This is a genomic window from Streptomyces sp. NBC_00234, assembly GCF_036195325.1.
Classification (GTDB): domain Bacteria; phylum Actinomycetota; class Actinomycetes; order Streptomycetales; family Streptomycetaceae; genus Streptomyces.
The window spans coordinates 7,842,608-7,864,618 of the sequence record NZ_CP108101.1; the positions used below are offsets into that span (position 1 = coordinate 7,842,608).

Sequence of the window (22,011 nt, forward strand, 5' to 3'; positions counted from 1 at the left end):
GATCACGAAGAGGAGCATCATGCTGTCGGACGTGCTGGGACTGACCCCCGAACAGTCGGACACCTACCGCGCGCTGATCTCGCTAGCCCCCGCCACCGCCGCCGAGCTCGCCGAGTCCCTCGGCTTCGGCGTCGGCCAGGTGGTTCGTACCCTCGGCACGCTCGAAAGCCGGGGGCTCGCCGGGCACAGTCACGGCGACACCACCCGGTTCGTGGCCTGCCCACCGGCGACGTTGCGGGCGCTCCTGATCCAGCGGCAGAACGAACTCAAGCTGGCGGAAGTCGAACTCGACTCCCTCGCGGAATTCTACCGCGCGGGCGCACTCGGGCGCGGCGTCGCGGACGTTGTCGACGTGATCCACGGCACCGAAGCCGTCCGTGAGCACATCGGTCACATGCAACTCGGCGCCCGGGAAGAGGTCCTGAACCTCGTCAAGGCGCCAGTCATTTCAGCCGGGAGCCTGACCGATGGTGCGGCCATCGCTCGCGGTGTTCGTTACCGGGTGATACTCGAACGCGCGATCCTCGGCGAGAGAGCCGCACCATTCGACAATTTCGTCGAGGCGCGGGCCGCAGGAGAGGAGGTCCGCATTGCTGAAGCGCTGCCACTGAAACTCTTTGTCGTGGACCGCGAGTTTGCCATGGTTCCGCTCCTTGGCCCGGCCAAGGACGCAAGGGGCGGCGCCCTTCTCGTGTACGAGAGCAGCCTGCTCGATGCGCTGATAGCGCTGTTCGAGTCCGAGTGGGGGAAGGTGACGCAGGCCGTCGGCTCCGCGACTGCCGTGCAGAACGGGTCAGCAATCGAGGATCTGGATGCGCAGATCCTCAGCCTGTTGCTGGGTGGCCTCACCGACAGTGCGATCGCTGCCCAACTGCGTATATCCCTGCGAACGGTTGCGCGTCGGGTCCGGAACCTGATGGATATCGCGAAGGTGCAGACCCGCATGCAGCTGGGCTTCCAGGTGTCACGGTTGGGCTGGCTCGAAGCCGAGCGGGACGGCAGCCGGACCGAATGAAATGGACCACTCGATTTATATACGGGTGGATTACTCGGCTCGGAGTCCGGCGTTCCAACGGAAATGTGAACAGTGCGACGGCGCACGCCAGTCGGTGAACGATGCCGGAATGACGTGTCCGGGAGAACCGCATTCACGGTTCGATACTGCGGGGACTGGAAACGGACCGCAATCGACCGCCCGCGCCGAGGCCGGCTCATCGCTCGCCCCCCCCAGTACGACCTGGACGTCTGGCTGCGCCACTTCGTCTGCGGGTTTACGACATGGCATTTTTGCGCCTTCGGAATCTCTTGATTCGCTCTGCCTCTGAGACGAGACTCCGAAAGCCCAATCGGCAAGGAGTTGGCGCGTGCGGTGATCCGCACCGCGTGTTCCGCACCCCACGGCGGGCGACCCTCGCCGTAAGTCGGAAGGAGAATCGTGGCAAGACAGAGAAGACCGTTGCATCTGGCCTTGGCGACCTTGGTCTCGCTGGTGCTGGTGCCGGTCGCCGGTGGCCCCTCATTCGCGCAGCAGGTCCGGGACGAGCCCGTGGCCGAGCGGAAGGTGGAGCCCGAGCTGCTCGGACAGCTTCAGAAGGAGGAAAAGGTCACCTTCTGGGTCGAGTTCGGCCGCGACGCCGACCTGCAGGCGGCGGCGAAGGCCCGGACGAAGACCGAGAAGGCGACCGCCGTCCTGGCGGCGAAGAAGCAGCAGGCCAAGACGTCCCAGGCCAACGCGGTGAAGGTGCTGAAGTCGGCGGGAGTCGACTACAGCTCCTTCTGGATCAACAACTCCCTCCAGGTTGTCGGCGGCAAGGAACTTGTCGGGAAGCTGGCTGCCCTGCCCGAGGTCGCGCAGATCAACTCGGACGAGGAGTTCAAGCTCGACACGCCGGTCGCGGGCGAGGCCGAGCCCACGGTCGACGCGGTCGAGTGGAACCTCGACTCGATCGAGGCTCCGAGGGTCTGGGACGAAATCGGGGTGCGCGGTGAGGGCATCGTGGTCGCCAACATCGACTCCGGTGTCCAGTACGACCACCCGGCGCTCAAGAACCAGTACCGCGGTCTCAACGCCGACGGCACCTACGACCACAACTACAACTGGTTCGACCCGACCAGTGATTGCCTCAGTGCCGCGCCCTGCGACTACGACGGCCACGGCACGCACACCATGGGCACCATGGTCGGCGACGACGGCGGCACCAACGCGATCGGTGTCGCGCCGGGTGCCAAGTGGATCGCGGTCAAGGGTTGCGCAGCCCTCTGCACCCAGGAATCGCTGCTCGCCTCGGGGCAGTGGATCGTCGCGCCCACGGATCTGACCGGCGCCAACCCGCGCCCCGACCTGGCACCCGACGTGGTGAACAACTCCTGGGGCGCGAACACCTTCGACCCCTTCTATCAGGACATTGTGGCCACCTGGCGGGCCGCCGGCATCTTCCCGGCGTTCTCCAACGGCAACTCCGGACCGAGCTGCAACACCAGCGGCTCGCCCGGTTCGTACGTGAGCAGCTACAGCTCCGGCGCGTTCGGCATCAACAACGAAATCGGGAGTTTCTCCTCCCGGGGCTCCGGCGAGAACGGGACGATCAAGCCGAACCTCGCCGCGCCGGGCGTCAACGTGCGTTCCAGCTGGCTGGCCGGCGGCTACAACACGATCTCCGGTACCTCGATGGCCTCCCCGCACACCGCGGCCACGGTCGCACTGATGTGGTCGGCGTCCCCCGCCATCCAGGGCGACGTGGCACGGACCGAAGCGTTCCTCGACCAGACCGCGATCGACACCGACGACCTCACCTGCGGCGGCACCGCGGCCAAGAACAACGTCTTCGGTGAGGGCAGGCTCAACGCCTACGACGCGGTCCTTGCCGCACCGCAGGGGCCGACCGGCGCGCTGGGTGGCACGGTCACCTCGGGCGGCGAGCCGGTCGCCGGGGCGAAGCTGAACGTGGACGGCCCGATGGACCGCACGCTCAGCACCGCAGGCGACGGCACGTTCACGCTGCCCAAGCTGCCCGTCGGCGACTACACGCTCACGGCAAGCAAGTTCGGCTACTTCACGGATACGGGTTCGGTCACGGTCACGGAGGGGCAGACCACCACCCGGGACTTCACGCTGGAGCAGGCACCGTCGGTCAAGGTCTCGGGAACGGTCACCTCCAGAGCCGGACCCGCGGCGGGCGCGACGATCACCGTCAAGAACACCCCCGTCACCGCCACCGCGAACGCCCAGGGCCACTACGAGGTGGCCCTGCCCCTCGGCACCTACGACGTGACGGCCTCGCCCCGCATCCGCTGCGCCGCCGTGGGCACCGCGCACGTGGATGTCACGGCCGATGCCACCGCGGACATTTCCCTGGCGGACCGCACGGACGCCTTCGGGTACGCCTGCCAGGGCGCCGACAACACCGAGTACGTCGCGGGCACGGACAAGACGACCCTCACCGGCGACAAGGGGCTCCTGCCGATCACCCTGCCCTTCCAGGTCCCGTTGTACGGCAGGACCTACACCTCCGGCTGGATATCCCCGGACGGTGCGCTGGCCTTCACCTCGCCCTCGGTGAGCGGCAACACCACCATCCCTCGCACCACCGGACCCAACGCGGCGCTCTACCCGTTCTGGGACGACCTGATCGTGAATGCGAACACCGGGGGCGTCTACACCGGCGTCATCGGCACCGCCCCGCACCGCTCGTTCGTCGTCGAGTGGCGCAACGTCATCCACCAGTTGGCCGGGCAGGACAGGTTCTCGTTCTCCGCGGTCATCGGCGAGGACGGCAAGATCTCCTACCACTACAAGGACATCACCGGCATCGGCTTCGAATCGGGCTCCAGCGCCACCATCGGCGTGGAGAACGCCTCGGGCACCGATGCGTTCCAGTACTCCTACGACACTCCCGGTGCGCTCTCAGACGGCTTCAGCCTCGACTTCCGGACCAGCAAGTCCGGTGTGGTGCAGGGCAAGGTCCTCGACGCCAACGACGGTGAGGCCCTCGCGGGAGCCACCGTCACCCTGGGCACGGGTGGCACGGTGATGACCGGCAAAACCCGAGCGGACGGCTCGTACCTGTTCCAGGCGCCGTCCGGTGCAACCTCGATCAGGTTCACCGCCCCGGTCTATCAGCCGTCGGAGCAGGCGGTGACGGTTGACGCGGGCGGTGTCGTGACGATGTCCGAGGCGTCGCTCAAGACAGGCAAGGTGACGGCCGCGACGAAGGCGTACGAGATCGTCGTCCCCGCCGGCCAGCAGCGTGCCCGCGCCTTCGAGCTGGCCAACTCGGGTTCCTCGGCGGCGTACACGGTCGTCGAAGACGCCCCGTGGCTGACGGTCAGCCTGACCGGCGGCGAGCTGGCCACGGGCGAGAAGGCCACCGGCACCCTCTCGGTCGACCCGGCCGGGTATGCGGCGGGCGAGGTGCTCACCACCACCGTGCAGGTGAACTCCGCAAGCGGCCGGGCCCCGGTGGTCAACATTCCGGTGAAGGTCGTCGTGCCCCGCTACCAGGCAGCACTTCAGGCCGGTGCCTCCAGCGCCGCCGTGGACACATTCGGCGACACCTGGCAGCCGGACCGGAAGCACCTGGCGGGCGACTTCGGCTATGAGGGCACGTCAAGCGTCAGGTCCACGACGAAGGCCATCGCCGGAACCGACGATCCGAAGCTGTTCCAGGACGCGCGCGAGGGCATGACCGGCTACCGCTTCGACAACGTCCCCGATGGCGTCTACACGCTGGAGCTGGACTTCGCGGAGCTGTCGAGCAGCAAGCCGGGCCAGCGGGTCTTCGACGTCCTCGCCGAGGACATCGAGGTACTGCCGTCCCTCGACATCGCCTACAAGGCCGGCTCCTATGCCGCGGTCACTCAGACCTACACGGTCACCGTGACCGACGGTGTGCTCGACGTGCGGTTCGTGGCGGGCAGCGGCAAGACGCTGATCAACGCGATCCGCGTCACCGAACGGCCCGACAAGGCCTGACGGACCGACCACAACGGGCCCGTCCCGCCGCCCAGCGGGGCGGGCCCTTCGCCGTCGTTCGCCTTGGGCCCGCGCCTGGCTCCGCCACTTTCATGGCGCGTTTGAGCCATGGCATTCATGCGCCCTTGGCATCTCTTGATTCGCCTCATGCCTCAGTCGGGACTCCGCAGGCCCAATCGACAAGGCAGTTGGCTTCGCGGGCGGGTGATCCGCACCGCTTCTTCTCCATCCCGCGGTGGGCGGCCCTCGCCCTTTTTCGGAAGGAAATCTTGTGGCAAGACAGAGAAGACTGTTGCGTTCGGCCTTGGCGGCCTTGGTCATACCTTTGCTGGTGCCGGTCGCCGGTGGCACCTCGTTCGCGCAGCAGGTCCGGGACGAGCCCGTGGCCGAGCGGAAGGTGGAGCCCGAGCTGCTCGGACAGCTTCAGAAGGAGAAGAAGGTCACCTTCTGGGTCGAGTTCGGCCGCGACGCCGACCTCCGGGCGGCGGCGAAGGCCCGGACGAAGACCGAGAAGGCGACGGCCGTCCTGGCGGCGAAGAAGCAGCAGGCCAAGACATCCCAGGCCAACGCGGTGAAGCTGCTGAAGTCGGCGGGAGTCGACCACACCTCCTTCTGGATCAACAACTCCCTCCAGGTTGTCGGCGGCAAGGAACTCGTAGACAAGCTGGCTGCCCTGCCCGAGGTCGCGCAGATCAACTCGGACGAGGCGATCGAGCTCGACACGCCGGTCGCGGCCGAGACCGAGCCCACGGTCGACGCGGTCGAGTGGAACGTCGACCGGATCGAGGCTCCGAGGGTCTGGGACGAAATCGGGGTGCGCGGTGAGGGCATCGTGGTCGCCAACATCGACTCCGGCGTCCAGTACGACCACCCGGCGCTCAAGAAGCAGTACCGCGGTCTCAAGGCCGACGGCACGTACGACCACGAATACAACTGGTTCGACCCGACCCAGGAATGCGACGTTGCCGCGCCGTGCGACACCAGCGGTCACGGCACGCACACCATGGGCACCATGGTCGGCGACGACGGCGGCACCAACAGGGTCGGTGTCGCGCCGGGTGCCAAGTGGATCAGCGTCAAGGCCTGCACATTCAAGCTCTGCAACACCGCCCCGCTGCTCGCCGCTGGGCAGTGGATGATCGCGCCCACGGATCTGAGGGGCGGCAACCCGCGCCCGGACCTGGCGCCCGACGTGGTGAACAACTCCTGGGGTGGGGACGGCTCCAACCCCATGTATCAGGATATTGTGGCCGCCTGGCGGGCCGCCGGCATCTTCCCGGCATTCTCCAACGGCAACTCCGGACCGATCTGCAACACCAGCGGGTTTCCCGGTTCGTACGTGAGCAGCTACAGCTCCGGCGCGTTCGACATCAACAACGAAATCTTCCTGTACTCCTCCCGGGGCTCCGGCGAGAACGGGACGATCAAGCCGAACCTCGCCGCACCGGGCGTCAATGTGCGTTCGAGCGTCACCGGAGGCGGCTACGCCCCGGCCAGCGGTACGTCGATGGCCTCGCCGCACACCGCGGCGACGGTCGCGCTGATGTGGTCGGCGTCCCCCGCCATCCAGGGCGACGTGGCACGGACCGAAGCGTTCCTCAACCAGACCGCGATCGACACCGACAACACCACCTGCGGCGGCACCGCGGCCAAGAACAACGTCTTCGGTGAGGGCAGGCTCAACGCCTACAAGGCAGTCTCTGCCACACCGCACGGGCCGAACGGCGCGCTGGGTGGCACGGTCACCTCGGGCGGCGAGCCGGTCGCCGGGGCGAAGCTGAACGTGGACGGCCCGATGGACCGCACCCTCGACACCGCAGCCGACGGCACGTTCACGCTGCCCAAGCTGCCCGTCGGCGACTACACGCTCACGGCAAGCAAGTTCGGCTACTCCACGGATACGAGTTCGGTCACGATCACGCAGGGGCAGACCACCACCCGGGACTTCACGCTGGAGCAGGCACCGTCGGTCAAGGTCTCGGGAACGGTCACCTCCAGAGCCGGACCCGCGGCGGGCGCGACGATCACCGTCAAGAACACCCCCGTCACCGCCACCGCGAACGCCCAGGGCCACTACGAGGTGGCCCTGCCCCTCGGCACCTACGACGTGACGGCCTCGCCCCGCATCCGCTGCGCCGCCGTGGGCACCGCGCACGTGGATGTCACGGCCGATGCCACCGCGGACATTTCCCTGGCGGACCGCACGGACGCCTTCGGGTACGCCTGCCAGGGCGCCGACAACACCGAGTACGTCGCCGGCACGGACAAGACGACCCTCACCGGCGACTCGGAGTACCTGCCGATCACCCTGCCCTTCCAGGTCCCGTTCTACGGCAGGACCTACGCCTCCGGCTGGATATCCACGAACGGTGCGCTGTCCTTCGACGCCCCGTCGTCGGCCACCAACGTCAACAGCGCCATCCCCCACCCCTACAGACTCAACGCGGCGCTCTACCCGTTCTGGGACGACCTGATCGTGAATGCGAACACCGGGGGCGTCTACACCGGTGTCATCGGCACGGCCCCGCACCGCTCGTTCGTCGTCGAGTGGCGCAACGTCACCCAGTGGTCGGCCCAGTTCGAGAGGTTCTCGTTCTCAGCGGTCATCGGCGAGGACGGCAAGATCTCCTACCACTACAAGGACATCACCGGCGTCGGCGTCGAATCGGGCTCCAGCGCCACCATCGGCGTGGAGAACGCCTCGGGCACCGATGCGCTCCAGTACTCCTACGACACTCCCGGTGCGCTCTCCGACGGCTTCAGCCTCGACTTCCGGACCAGCAAGTCCGGTGTGGTGCAGGGCAAGGTCCTCGACGCCAACGACGGCGAGGCCATCGAAGGAGCGACGGTCACCGTAGGCACGGGTGACACGGCGATGACCGGCGAAACCCGAGCGGACGGCTCGTACCTGTTCCAGGCGCCGTCCGGTGCAACCTCGATCAGCCTCACCGCCCCGGCCTACCAGCCCTTCGAGCAGGCGGTGACGCTCGACGCGGGCGATGTCGTCACGATGTCCGAGGCGCTCAAGACCGGCAAGGTGTCTGTCGCCACGAAGGCGTACGACTTCCTCCTCCCCGCTGATGAGCCGCGTACCAGCGCCTTCGAGCTGGCCAACTCGGGTTCCTCGGCGGCGTACACGGTCGTCGAAGACGCCCCGTGGCTGACCGTCAGCCTGACTGGCGGCGAGCTGGCCGCGGGCGCGAAGGCCACCGGCACCCTCACGGTCGACCCGGCAGGACACGCGGGCGAGGTGCTCACCACCACCGTGCAGGTGAAGTCCGACAGCGGCCGGGCCCCGGTGATCAGCGTTCCGGTGAAGGTCGTCGTGCCCGAATACCAGGCCGCGGTCGACGCCGGTGCGTCCAACACTGCCGTGGACACATTCGGGGACACCTGGCAGCCGGACCGGAAGTACCTGGCGGGCGCCTTCGGCTATGAGGGCACATCGAGCGTCAGGTCCACGACGAAGGCCATCGCCGGCACCGACGATCCGAAGCTGTTCCAGGACGCGCGTGAGGGCATGTACGGATACCGCTTCGACAACGTCCCCGACGGCGTCTACACGGTGGAGCTGGACTTCGCCGAGTTGTCGAGCAGCAAGCCGGGCCAGCGGGTCTTCGACGTCCTCGCCGAGGACATCAAGGTTCTGCCGTCCCTCGACATCACGCGCGAGGCCGGTACCTACGCGGCGGTCACCCGTACCTACACGGTCGCCGTTACCGATGGTGTCCTCAACGTGCGGTTCGTGGCGACGAGTGGCAAGCCGCAGATCAACGCCATCCGTGTCACCGAACGGCCCGACAAGGCCTGACGGACCGACCACAAAGGGCCCGTCCCGCCGTCCGGCGGGGCGGGCCCTCGCCATGAGATGACCGTGTCCCTGGACGCACGAGGGGAGGCATCATGACCTCGGGAACGATCGTCACGTGGTACCGCTCCGCGGGCCGGCGAACCGGGGCAGATCACTGCCGACGCGCTGAATCGTCGGGAACAGCGTCTGATAGCCGGGGCGGGGCCAGCGGGAAGGTCCGCCTGGCCGGTCCAGCTGTCGTTGGAGTTCGGAAGGCGCAGGTGGTCGGACGCATGCCGTTGTCCTCGAGCCAGGCTTGGTCCGGAAGTAGCCTGGATCTTGGGGAGGCTGGAGGCGCTTGTCGCGAACAGCCCCGACGTGGCCGCCATTCAGCCGCGCCGGCATCGCCAACGCCCACCACCTGGGAGTGTCCGCCTTCGCTACCCAGCGGTGGTCGACCGGCGCTCGATCGTGCCCGTCGGCGACGACATACCTGCCGACGTTGCTGCACTGCTTGGGTGCGCGGTCCTGGTCGGTCCCGGTGCGGTCCTCACCGTACGCCCGCCGCGCACGGGCATCACCGTCGCGGTGATCGGGCTCGGCGGAGTCGGCGTGGCCGCGCTCATGGTCGCCGTAGCGGCCGCCAACTGCCGGGTCATCGCCGGCGGCACACTGGAGACGAAACTCGTCCAGGCCCGCGAGCTGGGAGCCGCCGAGGCACTCACTCCGCAGCAGGCCGCCGAAGCAGGCGTGGCGCCAGACCTCGTCGTGGAGGCCGCCGGCCATCCCCTGGCTTCGAGTCCGCGCTCGCCAGGCGGAGTACCCGTGTCGTACCTCCGTGGTACTCATGTCCCATGAGCCAGTTCCGCGACTTCAACCTCAAGCTGCTCGTCATCGAGGAGCTCATGTACGGCCCCGAGCCGATCCTCCCGGTCTACGACCTGTCCGCGCGGCTGGCCGAGAGGGGGATCGGCGACCCCGCGTCCTACGTCCTGGAGAACGGCCTGCACGCGGAGGTGCTGCCGGAGTCCCGGGCCCATTTCGAGGCCCTGGAGATCCCGGCCGAACTGCTCGCCCGTGTCGAGGAGCTGTGCTTCGACGCCGGGGCGGACGTCTTCCGGCACTGCGCCCCCGCCTGGGACGGCGAGGACGACCTTTTCGACGTCCGCGCGCTCGACGACCTCGCCCTGCTGCCCAACCTGCGGGAGGTCACCTTCGTGGAGGACGGCGTCCTGGCGGTGGCGGACGCGGCGGAGGTCTTCGCGGCGCGCGGCATCGACACCGACTGAGCCCCGGCACCCGTTCGTCGCCCGCGGCCCCGGCCGGGGAGGTCGCGCACCGCCGTCACACGGACGCCTCCAGCGCTTGTCGGTCGATTACGCGATCTGCCGGGCCCACCGGCACGCCGCCGGGGCGAGGAGAAGGAGGCTGCTGATCCGGGCCGGGCCACTCCCGGCGGCCTGGCGGCCGAGCCGGACGACCACGCCAGGCGTCGACAGCCAGGTAAATTTCGACGGTCAGGCCGCCGCGTGAGCGACCAAGGGTCTTTGGCCGGGACTTGGTCCGGGAATGGCCCGGGTCTTGGAACAGGGAGTCGATCGTCGGCCTGCGCCCCCGCCCGGCAAGGACCCACGCCACCCTTGTCCGGTCTGCCCGCCGCATATCCTGGAGTCGGCCGGTGAGTTCCGACTACGGCGTCCTGCACAGGGAGTCACGCGGCGCGGATGGCCAGTGCCATACCGGCCGGACTCACCGCGAACTCATCAACCATCACACGGGCTCGCCCCGGCCGGATGCGGGGCCGACCCGTCGAAGACGGTTCCGTCCCAGTGCAGGGCCGGCACCCTCACCCGCCAGTAGCCCAGGGTCCGGCCGCGCTCCGCGAGCCGCGAGGCCGCGCTCGTACGGTCCTGCGGAGCTGCGGGAAAGAGGGCGGCGGCGGGTGGGCCCCAGGTGGGCTCGCCCCGCCTGGGCGTATCTGCGGCGCGGCGAGGTCGCCCGCGTGTTCCTTTCGTATGTGATGAATTGAGAGATCGTGTGCCGTTATGTGGTATTCGGCCACTCATTGCCTGGCATTATCCAGTCCATGACTGAATCGACGACCGGACCGATGTCGTATCTGCCCGAGCGGGCCCGCGTGTTCGTCGCGGGGCACCGCGGCCTCGTCGGCTCCGCGGTGGCCCGCCGGCTGGGCGCGGACGGGTACGAGGTGCTCACCCGCGGCCGCGCCGAGCTCGATCTGCGCGACGCGGCATGGACCGCCGCGTTCCTCGCCGGGACCCGCCCCGACGCCGTGGTCCTCGCCGCCGCCAAGGTCGGCGGGATCTTGGCGAACAGCACAAGCCCGGTGCAGTTCCTGGAGGAGAACCTCCAGATCCAGCTGAGCGTCGTCGCCGGGGCGCACGCCGCGGGAGTCGAGCGGCTCCTCTTCCTCGGATCGTCCTGCATCTACCCCGGGCTCGCACCCCAGCCGATCTCCGAGGACGCCCTGCTCACCGGTCCGCTGGAGCCGACCAACGAGGCGTACGCGCTGGCCAAGATCGCCGGAATCGTGCAGGTCCAGTCGTACCGGAAGCAGTACGGCGCCGCCTACATCTCGGCCATGCCGACCAATCTCTACGGGCCCGGCGACAACTTCGACCTGGAGACGTCGCACGTCCTGCCGGCGCTGATCCGCCGCTTCCACGAGGCCCGCGAAGCCGGTCACGAGGAGATCGTGCTCTGGGGTTCCGGCACCCCGCGCCGTGAGTTCCTGCACGTCGACGACCTGGCCGAGGCCTGCGCCGTACTCTTGCGGACGTACGACGGCGACGAGCCGGTCAACATCGGCTGCGGCGAGGACCTCACCATCCGCGAACTGGCCGAGACTGTTGCCGAGGTGACGGGCTTCGAGGGGAGGCTGGCCTGGGACACGAGCAAGCCCGACGGCACCCCGCGCAAACTGCTCGACGTGTCCCGCATCAACGGGCTCGGCTGGAAGCCGTCGATCGCGCTGCGCGACGGCATCGCGTCCACGTACGCCTGGTGGCGGGCACAGCACTGAGGCCGATCCCGCCGCCGGACCGTGCGATGCCGGTGTCCATGGTCACAGAGCTCTTCATCACTCCTGACCAGAGGCTCGCGAGAGGCTGTAGTCAGTGGTGGCCCTACCGTTTCGACATGACGATGAAGACCTGTCCGGAGCTGTCCCAGGACGGCGGCGGCGCGCACCGTTCTACGAAGTGACAGCCGAGGGCCTGGTGGTGCCGGTCAGTTACGGCCGGATCGGTGCGGCCGGACAGGCACGAGGACGAGAACCATTGGTTCCGTACCGGCCGCTGCGAGCACGCCTGGATGGTCCGTGCCGACGACCGGGCCGGAGTACCACGGGCACACCAAGTGCGTCACCGCGTACGCCCCGGACGGTGGTGGTGAACTGCGGCACACCAGCCACCAAGGGCGGGGTGCTCTTCGGTCGGCAGCAGAGGATGCCGTCTACGCGGGCACCGCGCGCGAGAGCCGTTTCGTCTTCGCCGCCTCTTTCGCCTCCTCGGTGTACTGCTTTGCCGAGGAGGCACCCGGCTGTGGAAGCTTGGCACCGGGGGGGCCTCTCCATGCAGTACCGCGACGAGCGGCTCTACCTGGTCACCACGGACGGCTCCCTCGTCTGCGTGGACGCGAGCGAGGCGGCGATCACGGCCGCGCAGAAGGGCGGCCGGACAAGGGTGCGCGTGGTGTCCGAGGGCTACGAGAGCTCCTGGAACGTGTAGTTCCCACGGGCGCCCGGGTAGCGACGGGATACGAGGTCACGGCCGGAAAGCGGCCCCAAACCGCCGTCGTGGAATGGGTACGGCCGCCGGCCGCGGAGCCGCGCGGGAGGAGGAGTCCGCACTCCGCGCGTGCGTCCCGTCCCGGAACGGCTCGGCAGGGACGCGCTGCTGTACCGGGGGCCGCGCCGGAGGTGGTTCCTGTAAGCCGACGCGGCCGTGGAGGCGAGGCCCTTGCCGAAGTCGTGGTAGCTCGTCCAGATCGACGTGAAGACGATTCCTCCGATGTCGAGGAGGGCGGAGCTGAGCAGCAGCGCGGCGTTGTGGTTGCGCTCCTCCCAGATCTGCCGGCCGAGCTTCCCCGGGGTCAGCATGTTCACCAGGACGACGCCGAGGATCAGCAGCACCACGCCGAGGGCGCGGCAGGAGGTGGCCCGGCCGAGGCATGGGCGTAGGAGTACTGCGGCGTTTGCCGCCGGTGACGACCTGGCGCCGCGTCACCGCGGGCCGGTGGAACTCGGCGGAGTGGGCCCCCCGTCGGGGCGCAGCTTCTGCTGATGCTCATGGGCAGCAGATCCGGCCCGGAGATCTTCACCGACCCGGAACTGATGTGTCCGCGCCGTTCGCACGCCCGCCGCCACCTCGAATTCGGCGTGGGATGCGGATCCCGCGTCCTGACTCTGCATCGGCTTGGAACCGCAACAGCCGCCGATGCTCGGCCTGCTGTCCTTCCGGGCCCCGTTGCGGGTGCCGGTCGTACGAGGCTGAGAAGTTCGCGGAGGCTTTCGTCCCGTCACACGCGGTCGGGGAACGACACGCCGAAGCCGTTGCCGGGGTGCCAGTGGTCGCCCGGCCTGTCGTCGAAGTGGAGGAAGCGACGCTGACGCTCCTCGGACCAGCGCGCCAGGCACGGCCAGGCATGGCTCCGGCTGGACAGGACCAGCGCGCGCTCCGAGAGCGCCGGGGTCACGGCCGCGAGTTCGGCGTCCTCGTGGTCCGGCCCCACCGAGGTGTCCAGCAGGACCATGCCGACGCCGCGCTCCTGGACCTGCGGGCTGCCCAGGACCTTCACGGAGTCGCCGATGACCTGGTCCACGACGTCCCGGTACGGCCCCCGGATCAGTTCGCCGGCCCGGGGGTCGATGTCGACGGTGGTGAGCCGGCCGCTGCCGTTGCGGAGCAGAGCGGCGGCGATCAGGCTGCTGGTGATGCCACGGTGGGGGCCTGCCTCGACCACATGCGCGGGGGCGAGCGTCCGCACGAGGGCGTAGTACGCGACGCGCCGGCCGTAGCGCACCTCGCGGTCGCAGGTCCCGGAGCGGACGCTGGTGGCCAGTCCCTCGTTCAGGGTCCTGCGGAGTTCGGCGTCCTCCTCCGCCTCCTGGATGTGCGCGCGCACCGCCTTCACCGGGGCGCCGGTCACCTCGCTCACGAACCAGCAGAGGTGGTCGTGGTTCGAGGGCTCCAGGTCGTAGGTGAAACAGGAGTGCTCGCGGGAACGGACGAGCCAGGCGCCCGAGCGCTGGAGCACTCGGGCGTCGTAGCGGGCGACGGTGGCCAGCCGCAGGGGCAGCGCGGCTGCCCGCGCGAGCGGGGTCGCGGCGATCCTTCGGGTCAGGTTCTGCATGGGGGAAGGCTAGGGGCGAGGACTTCGCAATCCATGAAGAAATCGCCGATTTCGCCCCGCGTCGCCGTTGTGGACCAAGACAGTCAGCGGTTGGACGGCGGCTGCGCCGTTCAGAGCCGGTCGACGCCCTCCCCGCGGTATCGGTTGCGGGTGTCGAAGACGTAGCGGGCGTGCCGTTCGACGAGCGCGTAGTCGAAGACGTCGTGGTCCGTGGTCACGACGACCGCGTCCGCGGCGCGCAGTTCCTCCTCCGTCAGGTCCACACACAGCACGTGGGGCGGGAGATGGGCAGGGGTCGCGTACGGTTCGACGGCTCGCACATGGGCGCCCGCCTCGTGCAGCAGCCGCGCCACCTCGACGGCCGGGGACTCGCGTACGTCGCCGGTGTTCTTCTTGTAGGCGAGACCGAGCAGCAGGACATGGGCGCCGGTCAGTTCCCGTCCCAGCCCGGTGGCCACGCGTTGGGCGACATGACGCGGCATGTGCGCGTTGATCTCGTTGGCGAGCGAGATGAACCGGACGTCGTGGCTGAGCTGGCGACGCACCTGCCAGGCCAGGTAGGTCGGGTCGACCGGCAGGCAGTGGCCACCCACCCCCGGACCCGGCAGGAACGGCATGAAGCCGAAGGGCTTGGTGGCGGCGGCCCCGACCGCTTCCCAGATGTCCACGCCGAGCGGGCGCGCGCACATCGCGAGCTCGTTCACGAGGGCGATGTTGACCTGACGGAAGGTGTTCTCCAGGAGCTTGGTGAGCTCGGCGGTGCGCGGGGACGAGACCGGCACGGTGCGGGTCACGATCCGGCGGTAGAAGGAGTCGATCGCGCCGAGGGAGTCCTCGTCGACCCCGGACACGACCTTCGGCGTGTTCTCCAGCCGCCACTGGGTGTTGCCCGGGTCGATGCGCTCGGGGCTGTAGCCGAGATGGAAGTCCCTGCCCGCGCGCAGCCCGCTGCCGTGTTCGAGGATGGGCAGCAGGACGTCCTCGGTGGTGCCCGGGTAGGACGTCGACTCCAGGACGACCGTCGCGCCGGGCCGCAGATGAGGCGTGACAGATGACGCGGCGCTCTCGATGTACGAGAGGTCGGGTGCCCCGTCCCGCAGAGGGGTCGGCACCGCGATCACGCAGACATCGAAGTCCTTGGTGTCTGCGTAGTCGTGGCTGACCGTCAGCCCGCTGTCGAGCGCGCCGAGCAGTCGTTCGGCGGGGATGTCCTCGACGTAGGAGTCGCCCGCCGCCAGCTGCTTGATCCTCAGCTCGTCCGTGTCGAGCCCGGTGACCAGAAATCCGGCTTCCGCCGCGGCCACCGCCAGCGGCAAACCTACGTATCCAAGCCCGATCACAGTGACGCGGCAAGGCGCCTCGATTGGTCCCATGGGGCAATCTCCGATCGATGAACGAAAGAAACAGATCGTGTTTATCACCGGATATCTGAAGAAAAGCGACTAATTTACCGAAGGCGGCCGAGCGCCCCCCTCGGTATCACCCCGATACCGCAACGTGGTCCCACGTCGGCCGGGAGAAACTACGGAACGGGCTGCGCATGGAATCCCTCACGTATTTGGTCACCGGCGGTGCCGGCTTCATCGGTTCCCATCTGACGGAAACCCTGCTCGACGTGGGTCACTCCGTGGTCGTCCTCGACGACCTGTCCACCGGCGACCTGGCGAACCTCGCGGAGGTCTGGTCGCATCCCCGATTTCACTTCGAGAGCGGCTCCGTCCTGGACGAACGCCTGGTCGACGAGCTGACCGGCCGCTGTGACGCCGTCGTCCACCTGGCCGCGGCGGTGGGCGTGCGCCAGATCGTCGAGCAGCCGCTGAGGTCGTTCACGACGAATGTGCGGGGCGCCGAGCATGTCATCGAGGCGGCCCACCGCCACGGCCGCCCGCTGCTGCTCGCCTCCACCTCCGAGATCTACGGCAAGAACGCCTCCGGGCCGCTGACCGAGACCGCGGACCGGGTGCTCGGTGCCACGACCGTCGCCCGCTGGTCGTACTCGACGGCGAAGGCGGTCGACGAGATCCTCGCTTTCGCGTATCACCGGGAGCACGGGCTGCCCGTCACCGTGGTGCGCCTGTTCAACACCGTGGGGCCGAGGCAGTCCCCGGCGTACGGCATGGTCGTGCCCCGCCTGGTCCGCCAGGCGGTCACCGGCGAGTCGCTGACGGTCTACGGCGACGGGCGGCAGCGGCGCTGCTTCGCGCATGTCGCGGATGTGGTGGACGCGTTGATGCGACTCCTGGCGCACCCCGGCGCGGTCGGCCAGGTGTTCAACGTGGGCACCTCCGAGGAGACCTCGGTCGGCGAACTTGCCGCGCGCATCGTCCAACGGGTGGGCAGCGGCTCGTCCGTGCGGCTCGTCTCCTACGAGGAGGCGTTCGGTACCGGCTACGGATTCGAGGACATGGAGCGCCGAGTCCCGGACACGACCCGTCTGCGTGAACTGACGGGCTGGCGCCCGCGGCGCACGCTGGACGACATCCTGGACGCGGCGATCGCCGACGCGAGACGCGCCTGCGCCTCCCCCGAGGACAGTGCTCCGGCGGACTACGCTCCCGCCGGTGGCCCCGTCGCCGACCGCACTCCCGCGGACGGCCTTTCCCTCTCCTGCGCTCCCGCGAATCCGGACGGCCGGACACCCCTCCCGGTGCCCAACACCCGAGGGGTGGAGTCGTCCCCGGTGGCCGATCGCACCACTACCTCCTCCCAGAACCATTCCTGACGGGACATCACCGTGATCTACGGAATCGCGGCCGTCGCCGCACTTCTGCTCACCGCGATGCTCGTCGGGCTGCTGCGCGCCTGGGCGCTGCGCGTCGGACTCGTCGATCGCCCCGCCGGTCGCAAGGTTCACGCCCGGCCCACCCCTCACCTCGGCGGTGTGGCCGTGGCCGTCGGCACGGTCGCCGTCAGCCCGCTCGCCTGGTGGGGAGACACCCCGCTCGGACCGGCCACCGGAGCGCTCCTGCTGGCCGCCGGCGCCGTCGCCGTCCTCGGACTCCTCGACGACCTGCGGCCGATGAGCGCGCGTACCCGGCTCGTCGTGGAGGCGTGCGCGGCCGTTTTCGTGGTGCACCGCGCCGGATTCGGCCTCCTCCTGGGGGCACTGGCTGTCCTCTGGATCACCTTCGTCACCAACGCCTTCAACCTGCTGGACAACTCGGACGGCGCGATGGGCACGGTCGGCGCGGTCACCGCGTTCGGCCTGAGCATCTGCGCGGCGGCGGAGTCCCTGTACGGACTCGCCCTCGTCCTGTGCGCCCTGGCCGCCGCGCTCACCGGTTTCCTGGTGCACAACTGGTACCCGGCCCGGATCTTCCTCGGCGACTGCGGCTCCCTGTTCACCGGCTTCGTCCTGGCCTCGGCCGCCGTCCTGGTGCACACCGGTCACGAGCCGCTGACGACCGCGGGGGCCGTCTTCGCCCTCTCCGCCGTGGTCGCCGCCGACAGCCTCCTCGTCGTGGTGTCCCGCCGCCGGGCCGGCCGTTCCATTCTCATGGGCGGTACCGACCACATCGCCCACCGCCTGCGCCGGCTCGGCCTCACCACGCCGGGCGCCGCGACGGTCCTCGGCGCGGCGTCCTGCGTGGGCGTGCTCATCGGGCTGCTGCTGCACCGCGGCGTCCTGGGCCCCTCGGCGGCTCTCTGGGTGGCCGGCGGCGTTTTGGCGGCGGTCCTGGGCCTGTTGAGAGTTCCCGTCTACACCTGGCAGGTGCGCGCGCAGCGGCTGCCCGGCCGCCCGGCCGCCACGGGCACAACCGTCGACGCGGCCAGGGGATGACGACGATGACCACAGCACCCGCTCTGCCCACGCTCCTCTGCGCCGGGGTGCCGGTCGCGGCCACGACACCCTCGAACGCCTCCTCGTTCGTCGTCGACCTCGCCCTTGCCCGCGTACCGGCCGACGTCCACCTCTGCAACGCCTACACCCTGGCCCTGGCCGACATCGACCCGGACCTGCGGCGCGTCCTGCGCGAGGCCCGGCTCAATCTGCCCGACGGGCAGGGTGTGGTGTGGGCCAACCGGCTCGCGCACCGGGGCCGTGAGGTGCCGCGCGTCCGCGTCTACGGCCCCGACCTCTTCCTCGACGTCGTCCGCACCGGACAGGAGGCGAACCTCACCCACTACCTCCTGGGCTCCACCCGAGACGTACTGGACCGCCTCACCGCCGAACTCCTCGCTCGCTTCCCCCGCGCCCGTATCGTCGGCTCGGAGGCCCCGCCCTTCTGCGACGTCACCGACGAGCAGCGCCGGGCCCAGGCCGACCGGATCGCCGCGAGTGGCGCACAGATCGTCTGGGTGGGCCTCGGCACGCCGAAACAGGACCACGAGGCGGCACGCCTCGCCGCCCTTCACCCCGCCGTGTACGTGGCCGTGGGCGCCGCCTTCGACTTCGTCTCGGGCAACAAGCCGCAGGCCCCGCTGTGGATGCAGCGCCACGGCGTGGAATGGCTGTTCCGGCTGTGCAGCGAACCGCGACGCCTGGCCCGCAGGGTGCTGTGGGGGCATCCGCGATTCATCTGGGCGGCGTGGAAGGGGGCCCGCGCATGATCCGTCCGCGGAAACTGCGCATCGCCCTCGTCCACAGCTTCTACGGAGGCTCGGTCCCCGGCGGCGAGAACATGGTGCCGCTCGACCAGGCAGAGGCGCTGCGCCGGGCCGGCCACGACGTCCATCTCGTCGCCGCCCGCACCGACGAGCTGGCCACCCGCCCGCTGCACCCGCTGCGCTGCGCCGTGACCGTCGCGAGCGGCCGGGGCCGCACCCCGCTCCCCGAACTGCGGGCGATCGCCCCCGACGTGGTCCATGTCCACAACCTCTTCCCCAACTTCGGCCGCGCCTGGGCGGCCCAGTGGCCTGGCCCCCTCGTCGCGACCTTGCACAACTACCGCCCCCTGTGCGCCTCGGCCGTCCTCTACCGGGACGGAGCCGCCTGCACCCGGTGCCCGGACGGAGACCGCTGGGCGGGGCTGCGCAACGGCTGCTACCGCGGCTCCCGGCTCGCCACGCTCCCGCTGGCCTGGGCGTCCCGCGACGGGGTGTCCGGAGATCCGCTGCTGCGCCGCGCCGACCGTGTCGTCGTGCTGTCGGATCTGAGCCGCGCCACGTACGAGCGAGCCGGGATCCCGCCCCGTCGCATGGCGCTGGTCCCCAACTTCGTGCCCGCGCCGGACGCCGCGACGGCCTCCCCGGTCCCCGCCTGGGTCTACGTCGGCCGGCTCAGCGAGGAGAAGGGCATCCTCGAGCTGCTCCGTCGCTGGCCCGCCGGCGCACGGCTCGACGTCATCGGCAACGGAACGCTGGAGGAGGACTGCCGCGCCGTCGCCCCCGCCTCCGTACGCTTCCTCGGGGCCCTGGACCGCGCCGCGTTGCGCGAGCTGCTCCCCGGATACCGCGGCGCGGTCTTCACCAGCCGCTGTTACGAGGGAGCCGTGCCGCTCGTCTACGTCGAGGCCCTCGCGGCCGGCCTGCCGGTCCTCGCCTTCGAAGGCTCGTCGGTGCCGCTCGCGGTCAGAGCCGAAGGCACCGGAGCGGTCACCTCGTGGGACGCCCCGCTCACGGACGCCCTGCACGCGGCCGACCGCATCTTCCCCGCACTGCGGGAGCACTGCCGGGAGGTGTACGCGCGGCAGTACGGCGAGCGGGCCTGGACGGAGCGCATGGTCGGGCTCTACCAGGAGTTGACGGCGTGACCGCGGCCCGGGTGGGCCTGGTCGTGCCGTACCTCACCGCGTACCGGCTGCCCTTCTTCGCGCGGCTCCGGGGCGAACTCGACGCACGGAACATCGAACTGGTCGTGGCCCACGGCCTGCCGACCGGACTGTCCGCGGCGCGGCGCGACACCGTCGAACTGCCCGGTTCCGTCGCGCTGCGCCAGCGGGTGTGGAAGGTCGCGGGCCGCGACCTGATCTGGCTCGGGCTCGGCGAACTCGCCCGCACCTGCGACGCTCTGGTCCTGCCCCAGTCCATGCACCACCTACGGACCTTTCCCCTCCTGACCGCCACGGGCCCGCCCCGGATCGGGCTCTGGGGGCACGGCAGGACACATGTGTCGGCCCACGGGCCGGCGGCCCGCTGGGTCAAGGCCGCGCTGACCCGCCGCGCCGACTGGTTCTTCGCCTACACCGAGGCGGGCGGGGCCTACGCCGTACAGGCCGGGCTGCCGCGCCCCCGAGTCACCGTCGTCCACAACTCGCTGGACACGACCGCGCTCGCCGCCGCCCGCGATGCCGTCACCGACGCCGACGTCGCGGCCCTGCGCGACCGCCACGGCCTCACCCAGGGCCGCACCGCCCTGTACGTCGGCGGGCTCGACAAGCTCAAGCGGGTTCCGTTTCTGATCGAGGCCGCCGAGCACGTCGCCCGGCAACTGCCCGGCTTCCGGCTGATCGTCGCCGGCGACGGCGCGCACCGGCCGCTGGTGCAGGCCGCCCAGGCATCCGGCTGTCCCGTCGTCTACCTCGGGACTGTCGGCGAGCGCGAAAAGGCGCTGATCGGCGCCGCCTCGGACGTCCTCCTGGTGCCCGGCGCGGTCGGGCTGTGTGCCGTCGACTCCTTCGCGCTCGGCACCCCCGTGATCACCTGTCCGTGGCCGTACCACGGACCGGAGTTCGAATACCTGGAAAGCGGACGCAACGCGCTGGTCGCACCCGACGACACCGAGGCGTACGCGGAGGCCGTCGTCGGACTCCTCACCGAGCCGGGCGAGCTCTCCCGGCTGCGCCGTGCCTGCCAGGCGGACGCGAAGCGCTACACGGTCGAGGGAATGGCCGCCAGGTTCGCGTGTGGCGTGGAAGGACTTATCCATGGCACGACGCAAGGCAGAACCTGACCAGCCGGACGCACCGCGCCCGGGACCCCCGACCCGAACCCGGCGGATCCTGTTCCTGACACGACTCGGACTGGCGCTGCTCGTGGTGACGACGGCAGCCGCGGCTTCGCTGCTGTACGCGCGTCTCGACGGAAACATCCGCACCGACGAGGAGGCCGCTCGTGCCCTCGCCGCCGACCACGCCTCCCGCCCCAAGGCGCTGGTCCCGAAGGCCCAGAACATCCTGCTGCTCGGATCCGACCTGGAGTCGGTGAAGGACAGCGAGCGCAGCGACACCACGATCCTGCTGCACCTGTCCGCGGACCGCAGGAGCGCCGCCGCCGTGAGCGTGCCGCGCGACCTCATGGTGAAGATCCCCAGCTGCCTGCAGTCGGACGGCGGCCGCAGCCGGGCCCAGTACTCCCAGTTCAACTGGGCCTTCCAGTTCGGCGGCGCGGCCTGCGCCATCCGCACCTTTGAGAACCTGACCGGCATCCGGGTCGACCACCATCTGGTCGTCAGCTTCACGGGGTTCGAGGAGGTGATCGACGCCATCGGCGGGGTCGAGGTCGATGTGACGGAACCGGTGAGCGAACCGGAGTACGGGGTGACGCTGCAGCCCGGGCACCAGCTCGTGAAGGGCAAGGAGGCGCTGACGTTCGTACGGACCCGGGTCGGCGTCAGCGACGGCAGCGACCTCCAGCGCATCGAGCGGCAGAAGCAGTTCGTCCGCTCGCTCTACGACAAGCTCAGCGACACGGGCACGCTCAGGAACCCCACACGGCTGTGGCCGCTCCTCGACGCCGCCACCTCCGCGCTGACGGCCGACCCCGGGCTCGAATCGCCGGGAGAGTTGTTCGAGCTGATGAGCAGCGCCGGCAACATCCCCTCCGACCAGGTGAAGATCGTCACGCTTCCGTGCGTGGAGGACCCGGACCGCTGGGGCAACTACCAAATGGTCAAGGGGCAGGGGCAGGCGCTGCTCAGGGCGCTCCGCGAGGACAAGCCGCTTCCGGACCACCTCTACAACGCCTACCAGCCGGACGGCCGCCCCAAGGTCTGATG

15 protein-coding genes and 1 pseudogene are annotated in these 22,011 nt (G+C 69.7%); 13 read left to right on the forward strand and 3 right to left on the reverse strand.

What is annotated here, in order from left to right:
- Window positions 1-19 precede the first annotated feature (19 nt).
- The 7 genes and pseudogenes from OG230_RS34340 to OG230_RS34370 form a co-directional block, all read left to right on the forward strand.
- Window positions 20-1,015 (forward strand): helix-turn-helix domain-containing protein, encoded by a 996-nt coding sequence (locus tag OG230_RS34340; protein WP_328907668.1) that lies wholly within the window; start codon window positions 20-22, stop codon window positions 1,013-1,015.
- A gap of 453 nt (window positions 1,016-1,468) precedes the next feature.
- Complete coding sequence (locus OG230_RS34345) at window positions 1,469-4,972, forward strand: S8 family serine peptidase (RefSeq protein ID WP_328907669.1); 3,504 nt, start codon at window positions 1,469-1,471, stop codon at window positions 4,970-4,972.
- 304 nt (window positions 4,973-5,276) lie between these two features.
- Window positions 5,277-8,783, forward strand: a complete 3,507-nt coding sequence (locus tag OG230_RS34350; protein WP_328907670.1) for a S8 family serine peptidase — start codon at window positions 5,277-5,279, stop codon at window positions 8,781-8,783.
- Between the two features lie 429 nt (window positions 8,784-9,212).
- Window positions 9,213-9,620: a hypothetical protein gene (locus OG230_RS34355; protein WP_328907671.1), complete on the forward strand. Its 408-nt coding sequence runs from the start codon at window positions 9,213-9,215 to the stop codon at window positions 9,618-9,620.
- Entirely contained in the window at window positions 9,617-10,051 is a 435-nt protein-coding gene (locus OG230_RS34360; protein ID WP_328907672.1) for a DUF6892 domain-containing protein, read from the forward strand. Before OG230_RS34355 ends, OG230_RS34360 begins: the two co-directional genes overlap by 4 nt.
- A 797-nt stretch (window positions 10,052-10,848) precedes the next feature.
- Window positions 10,849-11,805 (forward strand): GDP-L-fucose synthase family protein, encoded by a 957-nt coding sequence (locus OG230_RS34365; RefSeq protein ID WP_328907673.1) that lies wholly within the window; start codon window positions 10,849-10,851, stop codon window positions 11,803-11,805.
- Between the two features lie 239 nt (window positions 11,806-12,044).
- A pseudogene (locus OG230_RS34370) lies at window positions 12,045-12,508 on the forward strand (molybdenum metabolism regulator); the annotation flags it as partial.
- Here OG230_RS34370 and OG230_RS34375 read toward each other — a convergent pair.
- From OG230_RS34375 to OG230_RS34385, 3 genes are all read right to left on the reverse strand, one after another.
- Window positions 12,487-12,918, reverse strand: a complete 432-nt coding sequence (locus tag OG230_RS34375) for a DUF350 domain-containing protein (RefSeq protein WP_328907674.1) — start codon at window positions 12,916-12,918, stop codon at window positions 12,487-12,489. The pseudogene OG230_RS34370 and the gene OG230_RS34375 overlap by 22 nt on opposite strands.
- 383 nt (window positions 12,919-13,301) lie before the next feature.
- Complete coding sequence (locus OG230_RS34380; protein ID WP_328907675.1) at window positions 13,302-14,135, reverse strand: class I SAM-dependent methyltransferase; 834 nt, start codon at window positions 14,133-14,135, stop codon at window positions 13,302-13,304.
- A 110-nt stretch (window positions 14,136-14,245) separates the two neighbouring features.
- On the reverse strand, window positions 14,246-15,508 hold the full coding sequence (locus OG230_RS34385; protein ID WP_328907676.1) for a nucleotide sugar dehydrogenase: 1,263 nt from the start codon (window positions 15,506-15,508) through the stop codon (window positions 14,246-14,248).
- Between the two features lie 167 nt (window positions 15,509-15,675).
- Here OG230_RS34385 and OG230_RS34390 point away from each other — a divergent pair, with 167 nt between their 5' ends.
- The 6 genes from OG230_RS34390 to OG230_RS34415 are packed head-to-tail and all read left to right on the forward strand — an operon-like array spanning window position 15,676 to window position 22,009.
- Window positions 15,676-16,857 carry an NAD-dependent epimerase/dehydratase family protein gene (locus OG230_RS34390; RefSeq protein WP_328907677.1) on the forward strand — a complete coding sequence of 394 codons (1,182 nt, stop codon included), beginning with the start codon at window positions 15,676-15,678 and terminating at the stop codon, window positions 16,855-16,857.
- Between the two features lie 12 nt (window positions 16,858-16,869).
- A complete protein-coding gene (locus OG230_RS34395) occupies window positions 16,870-17,916 on the forward strand; it encodes an MraY family glycosyltransferase (protein WP_328907678.1) in 1,047 nt (348 codons plus the stop codon).
- 5 nt (window positions 17,917-17,921) lie between these two features.
- Window positions 17,922-18,686: a WecB/TagA/CpsF family glycosyltransferase gene (locus tag OG230_RS34400; RefSeq protein ID WP_328907679.1), complete on the forward strand. Its 765-nt coding sequence runs from the start codon at window positions 17,922-17,924 to the stop codon at window positions 18,684-18,686.
- A complete protein-coding gene (locus OG230_RS34405; protein ID WP_328907680.1) occupies window positions 18,683-19,828 on the forward strand; it encodes a glycosyltransferase family 4 protein in 1,146 nt (381 codons plus the stop codon). Before OG230_RS34400 ends, OG230_RS34405 begins: the two co-directional genes overlap by 4 nt.
- Complete coding sequence (locus OG230_RS34410) at window positions 19,825-20,967, forward strand: glycosyltransferase family 4 protein (protein WP_328907681.1); 1,143 nt, start codon at window positions 19,825-19,827, stop codon at window positions 20,965-20,967. Before OG230_RS34405 ends, OG230_RS34410 begins: the two co-directional genes overlap by 4 nt.
- Window positions 20,942-22,009, forward strand: coding sequence for an LCP family protein (locus OG230_RS34415; RefSeq protein WP_328907682.1), 1,068 nt, complete (start codon window positions 20,942-20,944; stop codon window positions 22,007-22,009). Before OG230_RS34410 ends, OG230_RS34415 begins: the two co-directional genes overlap by 26 nt.
- The last annotated feature ends 2 nt before the right edge of the window (window positions 22,010-22,011 follow it).

Excerpts from the sequence above, each read along its gene's own strand:
- OG230_RS34340 (WP_328907668.1), top strand. The coding sequence starts at position 20 with ATGCTGTCGGACGTGCTGGGACTGACCCCCGAACAGTCGGACACCTAC.
- OG230_RS34390 (WP_328907677.1), top strand. The coding sequence starts at position 15,676 with ATGGAATCCCTCACGTATTTGGTCACCGGCGGTGCCGGCTTCATCGGT.
- OG230_RS34385 (WP_328907676.1), bottom strand. The coding sequence starts at position 15,508 with ATGGGACCAATCGAGGCGCCTTGCCGCGTCACTGTGATCGGGCTTGGA.
- OG230_RS34360 (WP_328907672.1), top strand. The coding sequence starts at position 9,617 with ATGAGCCAGTTCCGCGACTTCAACCTCAAGCTGCTCGTCATCGAGGAG.
- OG230_RS34365 (WP_328907673.1), top strand. The coding sequence starts at position 10,849 with ATGACTGAATCGACGACCGGACCGATGTCGTATCTGCCCGAGCGGGCC.
- OG230_RS34415 (WP_328907682.1), top strand. The coding sequence starts at position 20,942 with ATGGCACGACGCAAGGCAGAACCTGACCAGCCGGACGCACCGCGCCCG.
- OG230_RS34400 (WP_328907679.1), top strand. The coding sequence starts at position 17,922 with ATGACCACAGCACCCGCTCTGCCCACGCTCCTCTGCGCCGGGGTGCCG.
- OG230_RS34405 (WP_328907680.1), top strand. The coding sequence starts at position 18,683 with ATGATCCGTCCGCGGAAACTGCGCATCGCCCTCGTCCACAGCTTCTAC.
- OG230_RS34380 (WP_328907675.1), bottom strand. The coding sequence starts at position 14,135 with ATGCAGAACCTGACCCGAAGGATCGCCGCGACCCCGCTCGCGCGGGCA.